We start from the raw sequence: 19,245 nt of genomic DNA, 5'->3' as shown, positions 1-19,245 counted from the left end.
TCGCAAAGCTTTCTAAGGGGGATTCAGGCGCTGGCCAGCGCCGTCAGGCGGGCGGTAAAGGCGTCGACGTGGGCGTCCAGCGCCTCGTCGCTGACCCGGTGCGCGGCGTGCAGGATGTGCGGGTCGATCCAGTCCATGCCGCACAGGGCGGCAATCTGGCGATAGGGGGGCAGGAACGCCTCGAACGGGTAGCCGTGGGTGGCGCCCGGCGCGTAGGCATCAAGCGGGCTGCCGGTCGAGGCCACCAGCCAGAAACCCTTGCCCTGCAGCGCGCTGGCGCCGGCGCCGTAGGCCCAGCCGGGCACCAGCACCATGTCGACCCATTCCTTGAGCAGGGCCGGCATGCCGTACCACTGGATCGGCTGCAGGAACACCAGGGCGCTGGCATCGGCCAGGTTGTCCTGCTCGGCCGCCACGTCGATGTAAAAGTCGGGGTAGGTGCCGTACAGGTCGACCAGTTCGACCCCGGGCACGCTGCGCGCGGCCTCGGCCAGGCGGCGGTTCACGCGCGAGCGCTGCGGCGCCGCGTGCGCGAACAGGACCACGACCTCGCGCACGCGCGCCGGAGGGCCGGCCGTCACTGCGCCTCGAGCATGGCTTTGGACAGCGAAAACTCGGTGTCGTCCTGGTCCAGCGCCCACGACATCATGCCGCCCAGGCGGTTGTCGCGCACGTAGGCGGCCTTTTCCTTGATCACCAGCGGATCGTCATAGGTCCAGAAAATGCCGTTATCGTAGGTCCACAGCTGCTTGCTGATCGGATGGTAGAACTTGGGCGTCTTGCGCGGGGCCAGGGTCGAGTATTTCTCGGTGCCTTCCTCGAATCCCCGCGCCGGGGCGCCCGCGCTCTGGTACAGGCCGTAGCGCGCCGGCGGCACGCCGCTCCAGCCGCGCGCGTAGAAGGGCACGCCGATGACCAGTTTTTTGGCCGGCACGCCAGCCTTCAAAAAGCGCTGCACGCCGGTGTGGACGCTCTGCTTGTCGGTGTCGGGGCTGCCCGGGTCGGCGTACAGGTTCGAGTGAAAGCCGGTCGGGCCCTGCTTGTTCCAGCCGCCGGTGAAGTCGTAGGTCATCAGGTTGATCCAGTCGAGCGACTTGCTGTACTTGTCCGGCTCGGCGGCATCGGTGGTTTTCGCGCCGCTGTTGACGGCCGCCGTCAGGTAGTATTTCTTGCGCTGCTTCTTGCCCAGCGCATTGAGCTGGCTGCGGAACTCCGCCAGCAGCAGCGTGAAATTCTGCTTGTCCGCCGGGCTGATGGTGTTGTACGCCATCAGCGGCACGCCCGGGTACTCCCAGTCGATGTCGAAGCCGTCGAACAGGCCGGCCGCGGCGCCCTTGCCGCCATGGCCGTTGAGCAGCGGCAAGTCGCCCTTGATGTACATGTCGATGCAGGACGATACCAGCGCGCGCCGCAGCGGCGCGGTGGCGGCGCCGGCCGAGAACCAGCGCGACCATTCGGCGCCGCCGATGGCCAGCATCACTTTCAGCTTGGGATGCTTGGCCTTGAGCTGGCGCAACTGGTTGAAGTTGCCCGCCAGCGGCTGGGATGGACCGTCGGCGCTGCCGTCGACCGATTCGCTGGCGCTGAAGTGGTGCGCGTAGTCGAGCGTGGCGCGCATGCCGGCGCCGTCGGCCGCATCCTTGATGTCGCGCCCGCTGTCGCAGCGGTAGGTGTCGTCCGGCATCTTGTACAGATTGGCGAAGGCGTAGTTCAGGAACGTGAAGCGGGCGGCCACGCCGGCCTGGTCGAGCTGTTTCAGGCGAAAGCCTTGTTCGGTGCTCCAGGCCGTGTAGTACGAGCCGACCTGGACCGGTCCGGCGGCATGCGCCGCGCCGGCGCCGACGGCCGCCGCCAGGGCCAGGGCCCGGCTGAGCTTGTTCATGCGGATTGTGTGCGACATCGTTCCTCCATGCTTAAATCTTGAGCTTGCAATTATGTATGTTCAGGCGCGCAACCACCAGCACCATCGTGGCTGTAAACACGGCCGCGGCCAGCAATGCGCTGTTGCCTTCGACCAGGGCGGGCCGGAAGTGGGCTCCGGCCAGGCTGATGACGGCGCCGATGGCGAACGGCAGCAGATAGGTGATCAGCGGACTGGTCGCGGCCGGTTCGACCAGCACCGTCCAGCGCCGCGCCGCGCGCACTTCCACCAGCCAGTAGAGCAGCGCGAACAGCGCCACGCACAGTGCGCCGCAATACAAAGCCCAGGGCGGGGTGGCGCCGATCTTCGAGACCGGGTACCAGCGGTGCAGCACCCAGGCCGCCGCCGCCAGCACGGCCGCGAAGGCGGCGCCATGGCGCAGGCGCGGCGCGGCAGGGCGTTGGCCGTCGAAAAACAGCAGCGCGCATACCAGCCCGGCCAGCACGATGAGGCTGTGGATGGCATGGCCGGCCAGCGCCGTGCCGACCCCGCTGCGGGTGGTGAGCATGTACAGGCTCAGGCAGGCCAGCATGGCGCCCAGCAGCAGCGTCAGTTGCCCGCGCGCCAGCTGGTACAGCACGGCGCCGGCCAGGTAGGCCCAGCCGATCAGGCCGAGGATGCCCCACCACTGCGGCGTCATCATGCTGGTGCCGTCGGCGCCGCGCCAGACGAGGGCCAGCGCCGCCAGCAGCGCCACGCCGAGCGCGCGCAGGCAGCGGTTGAGCAGGGCGTGGTCGAAACGGTACACGCCCCACACCAGCAGCACGGCCGCGTAGAACGCCAGCGACCAGGCCGCGATCGGCATGCGCATGGCTTGCTCGCTATAACCGGACTCGGCATTGACCATGAACACGCCCATCACGATCAGCGCCAGCGCGCGATAAGCCGTATGGCCGAACACCCGCAGCGCGGCGTCGCCGCGCGCGATGCGGCTGTTCACGCCGAAGGGAATCGACATGCCCACGGCAAACAGGAAGCCGGGAAACACGATATCGGCCAGGCCCATGCCGTCGGCCGCGCCGTCCACGTGCAGCAGCCAGGCCGGCACGCCGCGCGCACCGGCCAGGTAATTGACGAAAAGCATGAGAACGAAGGTGAGGCCACGAAAGGCGTCGACCGACAGGATGCGTTGCCGGGGCAGGTCGTTGAGCAGGACAGGCATGGGCGCTGGGAGTAGGTTGTCGAATCCGGCGGCTGGGGAAGCTGTCCGGAAGACAAGATTATATCACCGGCCATGTCGGCATTCTTTACAGCCGAGCTAAGAGAAACCGTTTGTGTTGCGCTAAGTCGCTGAAAAGATTGACTACTTGTTGCGGGTACGCATATTGCTTCGCATGGTTACAGGTTTGCTCATCAGAATAAGGAGAATATATGATAGGTAAAATGACCGCCGCGGCTTGCGCGGCGCTATTGCTGGCCGGAACGGCGCAGGCCGGCGTGATCGGCGCCGGCGGCTTCACCGCACCGACCCTGATCGATTTCGAGGATGCCGTTGCCGGTCCGATCGGCAGCCAGTACGCGGCGCTCGGCGCGACCTTCGTCAATTTCGACCTCGACGTGTATGCGACCTCGCCGGCGCCGCCGAGCCGGGTGGCGATCAAGTTCATCGACGGCTCGCCCGAGATCGACGGCAGCATCGTGTTTTCGTCGGTGATCACGCGGCTCGGCGCGGACGCGAGCACCAATCCGGAGGATGACACCTTCGTCGACGCCTACCTCGGCAATACCCTGGTCGGCAGCACCTTCTTCGACACCGGTGGCGACGGTATCGATGGGTCCTTCATCGGCATCGAATTTTTGTCCGGCTTCGACCGCGTGGTGTTTCGCACCCTGCCGGTCGTCAACGGTGCGCTGGCGCTCGACAATCTGCGCTTCGAAAATGTCGTTCCGCCCAGCCCGGTGCCGGAACCGGGCAGCCTGACCCTGACCCTGGCCGGGACCGCGGTGCTGGGACTGGTACTGGCGCGGCGCCGCCAGCGCTGAAGCGGACGCGCCTTACAGCGTCTTGCCGGCGCTGACGGCTTGCGCGGGCAGGGCGGTAGCCAGTGGAATGTCCCCGATCGGCTGGGCAAATCGGGTGCTCAGGAACGCGGCGATGCGCTCCTGGGTCGCTTCCAGGTAGGGAATGTTCATGTGGTCCGAGTCGGGCACGGTTTCGTCCAGGTGCAGCTTGCCCAGCTGGGCCACCAGCAGGTCGGTATGCGAATGCGGCACGATGTCGTCGAAGGCGGCGCGCAGCACATAGGTCGGTGCGGTCAGCGAGGACGCGTACTTGACCGACTCGAAACGGTGGCGCAGTACGTACTCGACCGGCACCGCGCGGAACTTGCGCTTGGCAATGGCCAGAATGGAATCGTAGGGCGTGATCAGCACCAGCGAATGCGCCGGGCGCTCCAGCGCCACCTGCACCGCCACCCCGGAACCGAGGCTGCGCCCGACCACCGCCACCCGCTGCGGATCGACGTGGGGGCGCTCGGCCAGCCAGTCGAACAGCAGGCGGCCATCTTCGACCATGTGGGCTTCGGCCGGCTCGCCATGCGAATTGCCGTAACCGCGATAATTGACGGCCAGCACTGCCATGCCGGGAAACAGCTTGCCGGCATCGCGCACCACCCAGGACACTTCTTCCGAGCGGCCGCCGAAATACACCACGGCCGGGTGCGGACCCGGAATCTGGGGCGTCATCAGCCAGCCCGACAGCTTGGTGCCGTCGCGCGCGCGCAGCACGATGGCGCGCGTGCGGTGGCCGCTGCTGCGCGGATTGTCGACTTCGCGCTTGACGGTCGGATTGAAGACCAGCCGGCGCTGGCTGGCGGCAATGGCCGCCGTCACGCCCACCCACAGCACGCTGACGATGCCGGCCACGCCGGCGACTTTTCGAGAATTGTTCATAAGCATCAGTTTAACCGGGTTCCGGCGCCGGCGTGATGCCCAGAGACAACCACCAAGCTCGACAGTACGATCTCATCAATACGCGTGGCTGGAATACAACGCTCGGAGCCGGTGGCTACGCTCATTTTCCTGTGGTAACCTTTACCAGTCCGCACCCTGGCTTCCCCATGAAAAAATTCGTCTTCTCGGCCGAACAAACCGCCGGCCTGTTTGTCGGCCTGCTGGGCACGCTTGTGGCGGTGCGCTGGATTTTCAACAGCAACACCATCGGCACCCTGATCCCCGGTTCGGCCCAGATGGGCATCAACAGCCCGATTCTGTTCATCGCCGCCGGCGTGTGCTGCTGCCTGGTGCTGCCGCGGGTCCGCCCGAAGCGCTGGCACGGGCCGCTGTGGCACGCCTGTGCGCTGCTGCTGCTGGTGCTGCCCGCGCTGGTGCTGGTCGAGCACATCACCGGCCTGAACCTGGGAATCGACTTCGTGCGCGTGCCCACCGCGCCCACCGCCAGCACCCCGCATCCCGGGCGCATGGCGCCGAACACCTGCATCGGCTTCCTGCTGGCCGGGATTGCCCTGCGCCTGATCCGCCTGCCGCGGCGCAGCCGGCGCCAGGCCGGCCTGCTGACTTTCTGCGCGGCCGGCGTGACCGGGCTCGGCCTGGCGGCCCTGGCCGGCTACTTCCTCAAGCTCGAAGTGCTGTACCGGATGGCCGCCTACAACGCCATGGTCACGCCCACCGCCGTCGGGATGAGCGTGCTGGGGCTGGGCCTGTGGTCGCTGCGCAATTCCGTCACCGTGCGCGGCGACGTCCTGGACAAGGAAAACCGCATCACCGCACGCGCCATCGCGGTGGTGGCGCTGGTGGCCGTGAGCGCCGGCGCGGCCGGTTTTGCCGCCATGCGCGATAGCTACGAAGAATCGATTGCCGACAATATGCGCCTGTCGGCCGTCAGCAGCGCCGCCACCGTCGGCAACTCGCTCGAAACCAGCCTGTGGTTCCCGCGCACCATCGCCAGCCGGCCCCCGGTCACGGGGCCGGTGGCGCGCCTGGCCGCCGGCGCCGACGATGCCCCCGCGCGCGCCGCCCTGCTGCAGGCGGCCGGCAGTTTCATGAACGCCGGCATCAGCGCGCTGCGTTTCGAGAGCCTCGACGGCAGGGTGCTCGCCTCCATCGGCGTGTTCACCGACCCTGGCACGGGTGCGGGGCAGCCGCTGCTCACCGGCGGCCAGCGCGCCCGCCTGCTGTGGCCCGGCCACTACGTGCTGGCCACCGAGAACGAGGTGCGCGACGGCGGGCGCGTGGTCGGGCGCATGCTGGCCGAACAGCAATTGCCGATCGTGGACCGCCTGCTGGCCGGTATCCGCGCCAGCAGTCCCTCGTCCGACGTGCTGCTGTGCAGCCTGGACGGCAAGGATGCGCTGTGCGCGCCCACCCGTTTTTACCCGAACACCTTCCGCATTCCCATGCTCAAGCCCGACGGCAAGGTCAACCTGCCGATCAATCACGCGCTGCTGGGCAATACGGGGGTGACGGTCACGCGCGACCTGCGCGGCGTGGCCGTGTTCGCCGCCTACACCCCGATCCGCGAGTTCGGCCTGGGCGTGGTGGTCAAGAGCAACCTCGATACCGTCTACCTGCCGCTGCGCAACAAGGCCAACACCCTGATGCTCATGCTCATCGCGCTGGTGGGGCTGGGCGCGTCGATGCTGCTGATCCAGGTGCGTCCGCTGCTGGCCCAGCTGGTGCGCGAGCAGCGCCGCATCAAGGTGATTCTGGAGAACTCGAACGACGCCTTCATCGCGATCGGCGTCGATGGCTGCATCACCGACTGGAATACCGAGGCCGAGCGCACCTTCGGATGGAGCGCGGCCGAGGCCATCGGCCGCCGCCTGTCGGAACTGATCATCCCGCCGGCCCAGCGCGCCGCCCACGAAGCGGGCTTCCTGCAGTTCACCCGCAGCGGCACCGGACCGGTCATCAACAACCGGCTCGAAGTGACCGCCCTGTGCCGCGACGGGCGTGAAATCCCGATCGAAATGTCGGTGGCCGCCTTCCATACCGCCGACGGCTACGTGGCCAACGCGTTCGTGCGCGACATCAGCGAGCGGCGCCGCCTGGCCGGCGAGATTGCGGCACGCGCCACCGAACTCGAACACGAGCGCGACCGCGCCCAGGCCGCCAGCCGCGCCAAGGGCGAATTCGTGGCCAACATGAGCCACGAACTGCGCACCCCGATGAACGCGGTGCTCGGCATGACCTACCTGCTGGGGCACACGGACCTCAAGCCCGAGCAGCGCAAATACCTCGACATGATCCGCAGCTCGGGCCAGTCGCTGATGGGGATCATGAACGACATCCTCGACTTTTCCAAGATCGAAGGCGGGCGCATGGAACTGGCCGAAGCGCGCTTCGACCTGGGCGACGTGCTGGCGGCGGTGGCCGACATCATGAGCGTGTCGGCCGGCGACAAGGACCTGGACCTGGCGATCGGGGTCGAGCCGGACGTGCCGCGCGCGCTGGTGGGCGACGCGCTGCGCCTGCAGCAGGTGCTGGTCAACCTGGCCGGCAACGCCATCAAATTCACCGAGCACGGCGAAGTGAGCGTGCTGGTCGACGCCAGCGCGCGCGAGGACGACCGCCTGACCCTGCGCATCCGCGTGCGCGACACCGGCATCGGCATGGATCAAGCGCAGCAGGCGCGCCTGTTTTCGCCGTTCACCCAGGGCGATTCGTCGACCACGCGGCGTTTCGGCGGCACCGGCCTGGGGCTGACCATTTCCAAGCACCTGGCCGAAATGATGAAAGGGACCATCGAACTCGATAGCGCGGCGGGGCGCGGCAGCGAATTCACCGTCAGCCTGCCGCTGCGCGTGGCGCCCGACCAGGATGACGCCAGCGCCCCCGAGGCGCCGCTGGGCAGCCTGCGCCTGCTGGTGGTGGACGACAATGCCACCAGCCGCGACTACCTGTCCAAGACCATCGCCGGCTGGCGCTGGGAAGCCGAGGTGGCCGGCTCGGGCGCCGAAGCGCTCGAGATGGTGGCGCGCGCCGCCGCCGTGCAGCGCCACTACGACGTGGTGCTGCTCGACTGGCAGATGCCCGACATGGACGGCGCGGCCACCATGCGCGCGCTGCGCGAACGCATGCCGGCCGCGCGCCTGCCGATCGCCCTGATGGTCAACGCCTACGGGCGCGGCAAGCTGATGGACAGCGGCGCCGCCGGCCAGGCCGACGCCATCCTCAGCAAACCGGTGACCGGGTCGAGCCTGTTCGATACCGTGCACGAAGTGCTGGTGCAGCGCGCCCAGGCCGCGGCGCGTCCGGCCGGCGCGCTGACGGCCCTGCACGGCGCCGGCAGCACGGTGCGCCTCGATGGCGTGCGCCTGCTGCTGGCCGAAGACAATGAACTGAACCAGGTGGTCGCGCGCGGCATTCTCGAGAGCGTGGGCGCGCGCCTCGACATCGTCGGCAACGGCCAGCTGGCGCTGGCGCGGCTGGCCGCCAATCCGGGCGCCTACGACCTGGTGCTGATGGATATCCAGATGCCGGTGATGGATGGCTTCGCGGCGGCGCGCCGCATCCGCGCCGGCCTGCGCCTGACCTTGCCGGTGCTGGCATTGACGGCCGGCGTGACCGAGTCGGAGCGGCGCGCCTGCGCCGACGCCGGCATGAACGACGTCATCGCCAAGCCGATCGAGGTCGACGAGATGCTCAGGGCGATCGTGCGCCACCTGCCCGGGCTGGAGCGCGGGGGCGCGCCGGCAGCGGCGGTGGTGGTGGCGGCGCCGGCGACGCCTGCCTTGCCGGTGCTGCGCCTCGGCCCACTGATCGAGATCGCCAGAGGCAATCCGGAGCACCTGGCGGCGGTCGCCAGCCTGGTGCGGCGCGTGGTGGGCGAGGGCCACCATCAGTTCGACCAGGCGCGGGTGCACTGGGACGCCGGGCGCGACCTTGATGCGGCCATGGCGCTCCATTCGCTGCGCGGCGGGATCGGCAGCGTCGGCGCCAAGCGCTTTGCGGCTGCCTCGCTGGAGCTGGAGCAGTCGCTCAAGGGCGAGCCGGCCGGCGACACCGCGGCCCTGTTCCTGTGCGCCGCGCGCGAACTCGATGCGGCGGTGGACGCGGCCCGCGAGTGGCTGGCGCAGCAGGATGCCGCCGCTGGTGCTAGTGCGACATCAGCACCGGCGCCGTCATCGACTTGAGGATGGTGGCGGTCACCCCGCCCAGCAGCAGTTCGCGCACCCGCGCATGGCCATAGCAGCCCATGACGATCAGGTTGGCGTCGACATCGGCCGCCAGCGACAGCAGCGCTTCGCCGACATCGATGCTGGTGTGCTGGGCCATGACCTCGGCGTTGATGGCGTGGCGCGCCAGGTACAGGGCGATGTCGGCGCCGGGCTGCTGGCCGTGCGCTTCGTCGGGATTGAACACCGCCACCGTGACGCGGCGCGCGCGCTTGAGCAGCGGCAGGGCGTTGGCCAGCGCGCGTGTGGCCGCGGTGCTGGCGTCCCACGCCACCAGCACTTCGCTGCCGATGACGGGAAAGCGGCCGGCGTGCGGCACCACCAGCACCGGGCGGGCGCTGGCCAGCATGACGTATTCGGGCAGGCCGGGCGTCATGCGGGCGACCGGATCGTCCGGGTCGGACTGGCTCATCACCACCAGGTCGGCATAGCGCGCCTGCAGCGCCAGCGCGGCGCCCGGTTCGTCGTCGACCAGGCGCCGCTCGAACGAGCGCACGGCGGCGCCGGCGGCGACCCGCTCGAAGTGGTCGAGGGCGGCGTTGGCGCGCCGGTTCAGTTCTTCCATGTGAGTGGCCAGCACCGTCTGCATCAGGTCCGTGCCGCCATCCTGGTAGATATAGCGCGAGACGCCGCTCATGGCCGCGCCCACCAGATGGGCGTTGCAGTCCGCCGCCACCGCGGTGGCGGCCTGCAGGCGCGCTTCGGCGTGGCGCGAATGATCGGCGTGAACGAGGATGGTCTTGTACGGCATGGCAGCTCCTGTTGGCTTGGAAACTTCAGCGTAGGCCCTGCCACGGCCGCAGTCCAGCGTTGTTCGGCCTGCGCAAACCTTTGTTTTGTTATATTTGATGCACATCAAGCGCGGCCCCGGCGTGGCCGTCTACGCTGTGCGCCCATCGTCAGGCTCAATCAAAAGGGATCGCCATGAGCGTCAGGAATCTGCAGCACTTGTTCGCACCGCGGTCGGTGGCCATCATCGGCGCCTCGGCGCGCCCGAACAGCGTGGGCGCGACCGTGCTGCGCAACGTCATCGAGGGCGGCTTTACCGGCGCGGTCTATCCGGTCAATCCCAAGTACGACACCCTCTCCGGGCTGCCCGTGTACGCGCGCGTGTCGGCCTTGCCCGCGGCGCCGGACCTGGCCATCATCTGCACGCCGCCGGCCACCGTGCCGGGCCTGGTGCGCCAGCTGGGCGAAGCGGGCACGCGCGCTGCCATCATCCTGACCGCGGGCCTGAGCGCGCTGCACGACAGCCAGGGGCGCACGCTCAGGCAGGCCGCGCTGGACGCGGCCCGGCCCTACACCTTGCGCCTCCTGGGGCCGAACTGCGTCGGCCTGCTGGTGCCTGGCATTGGCCTCAATGCCAGCTTCGCGCATACCGGCGCGCTGCCCGGAAAAATCGCCTTCGTGTCGCAATCGGGGGCGCTGGTGACGGGCGTGCTCGATTGGGCCAAGTCGCGCGGGATCGGCTTTTCCAAGTTCATTTCGCTGGGCGACAGCGCCGACATCGATTTCGGCGACCTGCTCGACTACCTGGCCAGCGACCCGCACACCAGCGCCATCCTGCTGTACATGGAAGACGTGCGCCATGCGCGCAAGTTCATGTCGGCCGCGCGCGCCGCCGCGCGCAGCAAACCGACCCTGGTGCTCAAGGCGGGCCGGGTGGCCGAGGGCGCCAAGGCTGCCGCCTCGCACACCGGCGCGCTGGCCGGCTCCGACGACGTGTACGACGCCGCCATCCGCCGCGCCGGCATGCTGCGCGTGCTCACTACCGAAGACCTGTTCGCCGCCGTGGCGACGCTGGCGCACGCGCGGCCGCTGTTCGGCGAGCGCCTGGTGATCCTCACCAATGGCGGCGGCCCCGGCGTGATGGCGACCGACGCCGTGGTGAGCGGCAAAGGCAGCATGGCGCAGCTCGCGCCGGACACCGTCGCCAGGCTGGACGCCGTGCTGCCGTCCACCTGGTCGGGCGCCAACCCGGTCGACATCATCGGCGACGCCCCGGCCCAGCGCTACGTCGACGCCCTGAACATCGTGCTGCAGGACCCGCAGGCCGACGCCATCCTGTTCATTCACGCGCCGACGGCGATCGTGCCCAGTGCCGACATCGCGCGCGCGATCGCGCCGCTGGCCAAGGCATCGTCGCGCAACATCCTGGCGTGCTGGCTGGGCGGCGATGCCGTGGCAGAAGCGCGCGCGATTTTCACCGAGGCCGGCATTCCCAGCTTCGGCACGCCGGAGGAAGCGGTCAGCGCCTATCTGCAGATCGTGCAGTACCGGCGCAACCAGAACCTGCTGATGCAGGTGCCGCCGGCCGCCTGCGACGACGCGGTGGCCGATGGCGCGGCCGATCCGACTTCGGCGCGCGCGCTGGTGCGCGCCGCGCTGGCGGCCGGGCGCACCTTGCTCAGCGAGCCGGAAACCAAGGCGGTGCTGGCCGCCTACGGCGTGGCCGTGGTGCAGACGCGCAGCACGGCCTCGGTCGAGGAAGCGATGGCGGCGGCGTGCGAGATCGGCTTTCCGGTCGCGCTCAAGATCCTCTCGCCCGACATCACCCACAAGAGCGACATGGGCGGCGTGGCGCTCGACCTGGAAGACGCCGACGCGGTGCGCGCGGTGGCGCAGCGCATGAACAAGCGCCTGGCCGAACTGCAGCCGCAGGCGCGCCTGGAAGGCTTTTCGGTGCAGCAGATGGCGCGCCGTCCCGAAGCCCACGAATTGATCATCGGCGTGGCCACCGACCCGGTGTTCGGCCCCGTGATCCTGTTCGGGCAGGGCGGCATCGCGGTGGAGGTGACGGCCGACCATGCGGTGGCGCTGCCGCCGCTGAACGTGGTGCTGGCGCGCGACCTGATTTCGCGCACCCGCGTGGCCAGGCTGCTGGCCGGCTACCGCAACCGCCCGCCCGCCAACATGGACGCCATCATCGCCACCCTGATGCGCATTTCGCACATGGTGGCCGACCTGCCCGAGCTGGTGGAGCTGGACATCAATCCGCTGCTGGTCGACAGCGACGGCGCGCTGGCGCTCGACGCGCGCATGCGGGTGGCGATTGCCGGCCAGTCGGCCAGCACCCTGGACCGGCTGGCGATCCGGCCCTATCCGCACGAGCTGGAAGAGCGCATCGACTGGCAGGGCGCGCCGCTGCTGCTGCGCCCCATCCAGCCCGAGGATGGCCCGGCCCACGTGAGCTTCTTCAATGCCCTGAGCGACGACGATGTGCGCTACCGCATGTTCGTGCGCGTGCGCGAACTCAATGCCTCGCAGCTGGCGCGCTTCACCCAGATCGACTACGACCGCGAGATGGCGTTCATCGCCACGCGCCCGGGGCCGGATGGGGTGAACGAAACGCTCGGCGTGGCGCGCGTGGTGTGCGACCCCGATAACGTCGCCGCCGAATTCGCGGTGACGGTGCGCTCCGACCTGAAAGGGCAGGGACTGGGCCGGGCGCTGATGGAAAAACTGATCGCCTACTGCCGCAGCCGCGGCACGCGCGAGATCGTGGGCGAGGCGCTGCCGCAAAACACCCGCATCACCAAACTGGCGCGCAAGCTCGGGTTCGAGATCAGCAAGGCGGCCGAAGATGGCTCGGTGCATATGCGGCTACCCTTGTAGACTGCCGGTACCCCGGCCGCCCGGGCGTTTTTGATGCAAATCAAGGATTTCGGTCACCAAGCTCTCTAGACTCCCCCTGTCGAATTAATGCTTCAGGGCAAAAGGAGTATCTCCATGCGCAATAATCTGCCGGTGACAGGGATCGAATACGCGCTGCGCGAAGGCCAGTCCATCGTCTCGAAAACGGACACCAAGGGCATCATCACCTACGTCAATGCGTCCTTCATCGAGGTCAGCGGCTTCGCCGGGGACGAATTGCTGGGCAAGCCGCATAACCTGGTGCGCCATCCCGACATGCCGGCCGACGCCTTCGCCGACCTTTGGCGCAGCATGAAGGCAGGCCGTCCCTGGACCGGCGTGGTGAAAAACCGGCGCAAGAACGGCGACTTTTACTGGGTGGTGGCAAATGTCACCCCGGTCAAGGAAAACGGCCAGGTGGCCGGCTTCATGTCGGTGCGCACGCGTCCCACGCGCGCGCAGATCGAGGGCGCCGGCGAGTTGTACCAGCGCTTCAAGGAAGGGCGTGCCGATGGCCTGGCCATTGTCGACGGCGCCGCGGCGCGCACCGGCATCGCCGCGCGCGTGCGCGCCGCCTTCCATCTGCCGATCGGCGTTCGGATCGGCATCCTGATGGCGTCTCTGGCGATGCTGCTAGCGGGCCTGGGCGCGGCGTCCGGCAGCGTCATGCTGGCCGGCCTGGGCGCGTTCGGCGCGCTGCTGGCGCTGGGCGGCTGGGTGGCCCTGCGGCGCGCCATCGTGGTACCGATGCGGCAGGCCGCCGAGGCGGTGCAGGCGCTGGCCGGGGGCGACCTGTCGTTCGCCTGCGCCAACGAGCGCACCGACGACATGGGCCAGCTGCTGCGCGGCCTGCGCCAGGTGACGCTCAACCTGCGCGCCATCATCGGCGACGTGCGCACCAACGTGGCTTCGATCGGCACGGCCACGCGCGACATCGCGGCCGGCAACGCCGATCTGGCCGCGCGCACCGGGTCGCAGGCGTCCAGCCTGGAACAAACCGCCTCCAGCATGGAGCAGTTCGCCGTCACCGTGGGCGACAACGCCGAGCGCGCGCTGCAGGCCGACCAGCTGGTGCTGTCGGCGTCCAGCGTCGCCGGCAAGGGCGGCCAGGCGGTGGCCCAGGTGGGCGCGACGATGGGCCAGATCAGTGATTCGGCTGCCAGGATTGTCGATATCATCAGTTTGATTAACGGGATCGCCTTCCAGACCAACATCCTGGCGTTGAACGCCGCGGTGGAAGCGGCGCGCGCCGGCGAGCAGGGACGCGGCTTCGCGGTGGTGGCGGGCGAGGTGCGCGCGCTGGCCCAGCGCTCGGCGGCCGCCGCCAGCGACATCAAGCACCTGATCGAGGACTCGGTCGCCAAGGTCAGGAACGGCGACCGCCTGGTCGAGGAAGCCGGCGGCACCATGGCCGGCGTGGTCGAATCGGTGCGGCGCGCCACCACCATCATGAGCGACATCACGCGCGCCAGCGTGGAGCAAAAGAGCGGCATCGCCCAGGTCAACGAGGCGGTGGCGCAGCTGGACCGGATCACCCGGCAGAACGCCGCGCTGGTCGAGGAATCGGCCGGCGCCGCCGCCAGCGTGGCCGAACAGGCCGGGCAACTGGCGCAGGCGATCTCGGTGTTCAAGTTCGGTGGCGAGAGCCGGGTGAGGGGCGTGCGTGCGAATCGGCCAAGCCGGGCCGACTCAGCCGTTTTTGATGCAGGTCAAGGATTTCGCGAGCCCTGATCCCTACACTCGGTCCCCATAGCCAGGAGCCTACCACCATGCCGCATACCGTTATCCCCATCGCCAACCCGCGTCCCCTCGATTTCGATGCCGCGCTGATCCGCAAACTGAGCCAGAACGGCCCGCGCTATACCTCGTATCCGACCGCCGACCGTTTCAGCGAGGCCTTCGGCTACCGCGACTACCTGCAGGCGGTGGCCGGACTGCGCACGCGCGGCTCGCTCAAGCCGCTCTCGCTGTACCTGCACATTCCGTTCTGCGAATCGGTGTGCTACTACTGCGCCTGCAACAAGATCGTCACCAAGAACCACGACAAGGCGGTGACTTACCTGGGCTACCTGAAACGCGAAATCGAAATGCAGGGCAGGCTGTTCGCCGGCATGAACCAGGTCGAGCAGCTGCACCTGGGCGGCGGCACGCCGACCTACTTCACCGACGCCCAGATGGAAGAACTGATGGAGCACCTGCGCCGCTGGTTCCAGTTCGCCCCCGACGGCACGGGGGAGTATTCGATCGAAATCGATCCGCGCACGGTCTCGCGCGAGCGCGTGCTCAGCCTGCGGCGCCAGGGCTTCAACCGGGTCAGCCTGGGCGTGCAGGATTACGATCCGGCGGTGCAGGCGGCGGTCAACCGCATCCAGCCCGAGGCCGAAACCCAGGCCGTCATCGATGCGGCGCGCGAAGCGGGCTTTCGCTCGGTGAGCATCGACCTCATTTACGGCCTGCCCAAGCAGAACGTGTTTACGATGGCGCAGACCATCGAGAAGGTGATCAAGGCCGATCCGGACCGCATCGCCATCTATAACTATGCCCACATGCCGCACCTGTTCAAGCCGCAGCGCCGCATCAACGAGGCGGACATGCCGAGTCCCGACGAGCGGCTCGACATGCTGGGCCTGGCCATCCGCCGGCTGGAGCAGGCCGGTTATGTCTACATCGGCATGGACCATTTCGCCAAGCCGGACGACGACCTGGCCGTGGCCCAGCGCCAGGGCCGGCTGCACCGCAACTTCCAGGGCTATTCGACCCATGCCGACATGGACCTGGTGTCGTGCGGCGTGTCGGCCATCAGCGCGGTGGCGGCCACCTACAGCCAGAACGTCAAGACGCTCGACGCCTACTATGACCTGATCGACAAGAACGAGCTGCCGGTCGCGCGCGGCATCCGCCTGGGCATGGACGACGCCCTGCGCCGCACCATCATCCAGACGCTGATGTGCCATTTCGAGCTGTCGATGCCGTCCATCGAGCAGGGCTACCCGATCGCCTTTGCCGCCTACTTCGCGCCCGAACTGGAACGCCTCAAGGTGCTGGAAAGCGACGGCCTGGTGACCATCGGTCCCGAGTGGCTGAGCGTGACGCCGAAAGGGCGCCTCCTGATCCGCAACGTGTGCATGGTGTTCGACCGCTATCTTCAGCAGGCCGCCCCGGCGCCACGCGGGTCGACCTCATATTCGCGCACGATCTGATGGGGCACGGGTGAGCGCATTGAACCTGATCCCGGTATTCATGGTGGGCCTGCTCGGCAGCGTCCACTGCGTCGGCATGTGCGGCGGGATCGTGAGCGCGTTTTCGGCGGCGCCTGTGGCGGCGCGGCCGTTTCCGGTGGCCGTCATGACACAGCGCGCGGCAACGGATGGCATGGCGCGCGTACTGGCTTATAACACCGGCCGCATCGCCAGCTACATGACGGCAGGCGCGCTGGCCGGCGGCCTTGCCGGCGGCGCGCGCACCCTCGCCGGGCTGACCGCCGTGCAGGCGGGCGGCTACTGGCTGGCCAACCTGATGCTGGTGATCCTCGGCCTGTACCTGATGGACGCCTGGCGCGGCCTGGCGAAGCTGGAAGCGCTGGGGCAGGGCCTGTGGCAGCGCGCGCGGCCCCTGATGCGCTTCATCGTGCCGATCGATCGTCCGCTCAAGATGCTGGCGCTGGGTGCACTGTGGGGCTGGCTGCCGTGCGGGATGGTCTACAGCGTGCTGATGACGGCCATGTTCACCGGGACCAAAGCCGAGGGTGCGATTGTCATGCTGGCCTTCGGCCTGGGTACCTTGCCGATGCTGCTGGCCATGGGCATGGCGGGCGAGCGCCTGCGCGCGGCGCTGCAAACGCGCGCGGTGCGCGTCGGCGCCGGCTTGATCGTGCTGGCATTCGGCCTGCTGGGCCTCGTGCGCGCCGCCACCGGTGGCCAGGGCAGCTGGCTCGACGCGCTGTGCATCACGGGAGGCGTGCATTGAGCGCGCAGCCATTCAGCGCCGCCTGTTACCACTGCGGGCTGCCGGTGGCGCTGGGCGCCAGCTGGTCGGTGCGCATCGACGGCGAGCCGCGTCCGATGTGCTGCCCTGGCTGCGAAGCGGTCGCGCAAGGCATTGTCGACAGCGGCCTGGCCGACTACTACCGCACCCGCAGCGTGTTCGCCGACCGGGCCGAGGGCGTCGACCTGGTGCCGCCCGAACTGGCGCTGTACGACAGCGCCGCTCCCGCCACGGCGGGGGAGGGGCGTGAAGGCGTGTTTTCGCTCGACGGCATCCGCTGCGCCGCCTGCGTGTGGCTGATCGAACGGCGCCTGGCGCGCCTGCCGGGCGTGCGCGAGGCCCAGGTCAACGTGGCCACCGAGCGCCTGCACATGACGTGGGACGCCGCCGCCTGCAAGCCGAGCGACATCGTCCAGGCCTTGCGCGGCATCGGCTACACCGCCTACCCGTACGAAGCGGCGCAGCATGGCGCCCAGCTCGAACGCAACCGCAAGAAGCAGTTCCGCCAATTGTTCGTGGCCGGGCTGTCGATGATGCAGGTGATGATGTACGCGCTGCCGGCCTACATTGCCGAAGACGGCACCATGGACGCGCCGATGGCCGCCCTGATGCAGTGGGCCTCGCTGCTGCTGACCATTCCGGCCGTGCTGTACTCGGCCCAGCCGTTTTTCAAAGGCGCGTGGGCCAGCCTGCGCGCACGCATGCCGGGCATGGACCTGCCGGTCGCCATCGGCATCGGCGCCGCTTTTGGCTCCAGCGTCGTGGCCACCCTGCGCGGCAGCGGCGAAGTGTATTACGACTCGGTGACGATGTTCATCTTCCTGCTGCTGGCCAGCCGCTACCTCGAACTGATGGCGCGCCGCAAAGCGGCGCGCGCACTGGAAGACCTGCAGCGCGCCTTGCCGGCGGCGGCGCAGCGCCTGGCCGCCTGGCCCGATTCGCGCCAGGCCACCATGGTCGCCGCCGCCAGCCTGGCCGAGGGCGATGTGATCCTGGTCGAACCGGGCAGCGCGGTCGCGGCCGACGGCATCATCCTCGAAGGGCAGTCGGATGTCGACCTGGCCCTGTTAACGGGCGAAAGCCGCGCCCAGGCGCGCGTGCCGGGCGACGAACTGCCCGGCGGGGCGATTAACACCACCCAGGCCATCGTGCTGCGCGTGACCCGCGTGGCCAGCGACAGCACGCTGGCGCGCCTGGTCAAGCTGGTGGAGAAAGCCGGCCAGGGCAAGCCGCAGATCGCGCAGTGGGCCGACAAGGTGGCCGCCTGGTTCGTGGCGGGCTTGCTGCTGCTGACGGTGGCGGTATTCGTCGGCTGGCAGATGGTCGACCCGGCGCGCGCCTGGCAGGTGGCCATTGCGGTGCTGGTGGTGTCGTGCCCGTGCGCGCTGTCGCTGGCCACGCCGACCGCGCTGGCCGCCGCCACCGACGCGCTGGTGCGGCGCGGCGTGCTGGTGGTGCAGCCGCACGTGCTGGAAACCCTGCAGCGCGCCACCCATATCGTTTTCGACAAGACCGGCACCCTCACCGAAGGCCGGCCGCTGTTGCGCCACGTGGAGCCGCTGGCCAGTCTTGACCGGGAGCGTTGCCTGCAACTGGCGGCGGCACTGGAGGCGGGCAGCGCCCATCCGCTGGCGCTGGCGATCCGCAATGCGGCACCTGGCGCGGAACTGCACGCCGGGGAGCTGCATAGCGAGGCGGGGCAGGGCGTGGAAGGCGTGATCGACGGCGTGCGTTATCGCCTCGGGCGCGACGGCTACGCCGGTGCCGCGCCAGCGGCGGCCGGGCCTGACGTCAGCAACGTCTACCTGGGTGCCAACGGCATCGTGCTGGCGCGCTTCGAACTGGCCGACGCGCTGCGCGCCGATGCGGTTGACGTGGTGCGCCGCTTCAAGGCGCGTGGCCAGACTGTCATTCTTTTAAGCGGCGACGACCAGAGTGTTGTCAGCCGTACCGGCGCGGCGCTCGGTATCAATATCGCCATCGGCCAGCAGCTGCCGGAGCAGAAGCTCGCTTTCGTGAAGCAGTTGCAGGCGCGGGGTGCGGTGGTGGCGATGGTTGGCGACGGCATCAACGACGCCGCCGTGCTGCGCGCGGCCGATGTGTCGTTCGCCATGGGCGGCGGGGCGGCGCTGGCGCAACTGAGCGCCGACTGCGTGCTGCTCTCCAGCCGATTATCGGCGCTCGACGAAGCCGCCACCGGCGCGGCGCGCGCGCTCAGGATCATCCGCCAGAACCTGGCCTGGGCCAGCATCTACAACTGCGTGGCGATCCCCGCGGCCGCCTTTGGCCTGATCAATCCGTGGCTGTCGGCGGCGGGCATGTCGCTCAGTTCCGCGGTGGTCGTCATTAACGCCCTGCGCCTGCGGCGCATGAAAGCCGGTTGAATGGAATCCTTGTATCTATTGGTCCCCCTGAGCGTCTTCATCGTCGTGCTGGCGGTGTGGGTGTTTTTTGGCGCGGCCGACAGCGGCCAGTTCGACGACCTCGATGGTCCCGGCATGCGCATCCTGCTCGACGACGACGAGCCGGTTGAGAAAGCGCCACGCAACGATCTTGCGTGATTCCGGCGTT

13 protein-coding genes are annotated in these 19,245 nt (G+C 68.7%); 8 read left to right on the top strand and 5 right to left on the bottom strand.

The window, feature by feature from the left end:
* Nucleotides 1–23: 23 nt before the first annotated feature.
* The 3 genes from kefF to CR152_RS26630 are packed head-to-tail and all read right to left on the bottom strand — an operon-like array spanning nt 24 to nt 3,083.
* On the bottom strand, nt 24–581 hold the full coding sequence (gene kefF, locus CR152_RS26640) for a glutathione-regulated potassium-efflux system oxidoreductase KefF (protein WP_229413617.1): 558 nt from the start codon (nt 579–581) through the stop codon (nt 24–26).
* Nucleotides 578–1,900, bottom strand: a complete 1,323-nt coding sequence (locus CR152_RS26635) for a glycoside hydrolase family 18 protein (RefSeq protein ID WP_099880056.1) — start codon at nt 1,898–1,900, stop codon at nt 578–580. The genes kefF and CR152_RS26635 overlap by 4 nt, the downstream gene beginning before the upstream one ends.
* Before the next feature lie 13 nt (nt 1,901–1,913).
* Entirely contained in the window at nt 1,914–3,083 is a 1,170-nt protein-coding gene (locus CR152_RS26630) for a DUF5009 domain-containing protein (protein ID WP_099880054.1), read from the bottom strand.
* 209 nt (nt 3,084–3,292) lie between these two features.
* On the opposite strand from CR152_RS26630, the gene CR152_RS26625 reads away from it, so the two are divergent.
* Nucleotides 3,293–3,904, top strand: a complete 612-nt coding sequence (locus tag CR152_RS26625) for a PEP-CTERM sorting domain-containing protein (RefSeq protein WP_099880051.1) — start codon at nt 3,293–3,295, stop codon at nt 3,902–3,904.
* Between the two features lie 12 nt (nt 3,905–3,916).
* Here CR152_RS26625 and CR152_RS26620 read toward each other — a convergent pair whose 3' ends face one another.
* The gene (locus tag CR152_RS26620) at nt 3,917–4,813 is read right to left on the bottom strand and encodes an alpha/beta hydrolase (protein WP_099880050.1); all 897 of its coding nucleotides are present in this window, start codon (nt 4,811–4,813) and stop codon (nt 3,917–3,919) included.
* A gap of 167 nt (nt 4,814–4,980) precedes the next feature.
* Between CR152_RS26620 and CR152_RS26615 the strand changes: the two genes are divergently transcribed.
* A complete protein-coding gene (locus CR152_RS26615; protein ID WP_099880048.1) occupies nt 4,981–9,015 on the top strand; it encodes a response regulator in 4,035 nt (1,344 codons plus the stop codon).
* Here CR152_RS26615 and CR152_RS26610 read toward each other — a convergent pair.
* Nucleotides 8,978–9,808: a universal stress protein gene (locus CR152_RS26610; protein WP_099880046.1), complete on the bottom strand. Its 831-nt coding sequence runs from the start codon at nt 9,806–9,808 to the stop codon at nt 8,978–8,980. The genes CR152_RS26615 and CR152_RS26610 overlap by 38 nt on opposite strands.
* 173 nt (nt 9,809–9,981) lie before the next feature.
* Between CR152_RS26610 and CR152_RS26605 the strand changes: the two genes are divergently transcribed.
* From CR152_RS26605 to ccoS, 6 genes are all read left to right on the top strand, one after another.
* A complete protein-coding gene (locus CR152_RS26605) occupies nt 9,982–12,672 on the top strand; it encodes a bifunctional acetate--CoA ligase family protein/GNAT family N-acetyltransferase (protein WP_099880044.1) in 2,691 nt (896 codons plus the stop codon).
* 114 nt (nt 12,673–12,786) lie between these two features.
* Nucleotides 12,787–14,421, top strand: a complete 1,635-nt coding sequence (locus CR152_RS26600) for a methyl-accepting chemotaxis protein (RefSeq protein ID WP_099880043.1) — start codon at nt 12,787–12,789, stop codon at nt 14,419–14,421.
* A gap of 38 nt (nt 14,422–14,459) precedes the next feature.
* A complete protein-coding gene (gene hemN / locus CR152_RS26595) occupies nt 14,460–15,890 on the top strand; it encodes an oxygen-independent coproporphyrinogen III oxidase (RefSeq protein ID WP_099880041.1) in 1,431 nt (476 codons plus the stop codon).
* Between the two features lie 10 nt (nt 15,891–15,900).
* Complete coding sequence (locus CR152_RS26590) at nt 15,901–16,656, top strand: sulfite exporter TauE/SafE family protein (protein WP_099880039.1); 756 nt, start codon at nt 15,901–15,903, stop codon at nt 16,654–16,656.
* Entirely contained in the window at nt 16,653–19,058 is a 2,406-nt protein-coding gene (locus CR152_RS26585; protein ID WP_229413615.1) for a heavy metal translocating P-type ATPase, read from the top strand. The genes CR152_RS26590 and CR152_RS26585 overlap by 4 nt, the downstream gene beginning before the upstream one ends.
* A complete protein-coding gene (gene ccoS / locus CR152_RS26580) occupies nt 19,059–19,235 on the top strand; it encodes a cbb3-type cytochrome oxidase assembly protein CcoS (protein WP_099880037.1) in 177 nt (58 codons plus the stop codon).
* The last annotated feature ends 10 nt before the right edge of the window (nt 19,236–19,245 follow it).

This window comes from Massilia violaceinigra (genome assembly GCF_002752675.1).
In the GTDB taxonomy this organism is placed as follows: Bacteria; Pseudomonadota; Gammaproteobacteria; order Burkholderiales; family Burkholderiaceae_D; genus Telluria_A; species Telluria_A violaceinigra.
This window is presented reverse-complemented; position numbering and strand designations above follow the sequence as displayed.

Coding starts and splice junctions, on each gene's coding strand:
- CR152_RS26635 (WP_099880056.1), bottom strand. CDS start 1,900: ATGTCGCACACAATCCGCATGAACAAGCTCAGCCGGGCCCTGGCCCTG.
- CR152_RS26630 (WP_099880054.1), bottom strand. CDS start 3,083: ATGCCTGTCCTGCTCAACGACCTGCCCCGGCAACGCATCCTGTCGGTC.
- CR152_RS26625 (WP_099880051.1), top strand. CDS start 3,293: ATGATAGGTAAAATGACCGCCGCGGCTTGCGCGGCGCTATTGCTGGCC.
- CR152_RS26620 (WP_099880050.1), bottom strand. CDS start 4,813: ATGAACAATTCTCGAAAAGTCGCCGGCGTGGCCGGCATCGTCAGCGTG.
- CR152_RS26615 (WP_099880048.1), top strand. CDS start 4,981: ATGAAAAAATTCGTCTTCTCGGCCGAACAAACCGCCGGCCTGTTTGTC.
- CR152_RS26610 (WP_099880046.1), bottom strand. CDS start 9,808: ATGCCGTACAAGACCATCCTCGTTCACGCCGATCATTCGCGCCACGCC.
- CR152_RS26605 (WP_099880044.1), top strand. CDS start 9,982: ATGAGCGTCAGGAATCTGCAGCACTTGTTCGCACCGCGGTCGGTGGCC.
- CR152_RS26600 (WP_099880043.1), top strand. CDS start 12,787: ATGCGCAATAATCTGCCGGTGACAGGGATCGAATACGCGCTGCGCGAA.
- hemN (WP_099880041.1), top strand. CDS start 14,460: ATGCCGCATACCGTTATCCCCATCGCCAACCCGCGTCCCCTCGATTTC.
- ccoS (WP_099880037.1), top strand. CDS start 19,059: ATGGAATCCTTGTATCTATTGGTCCCCCTGAGCGTCTTCATCGTCGTG.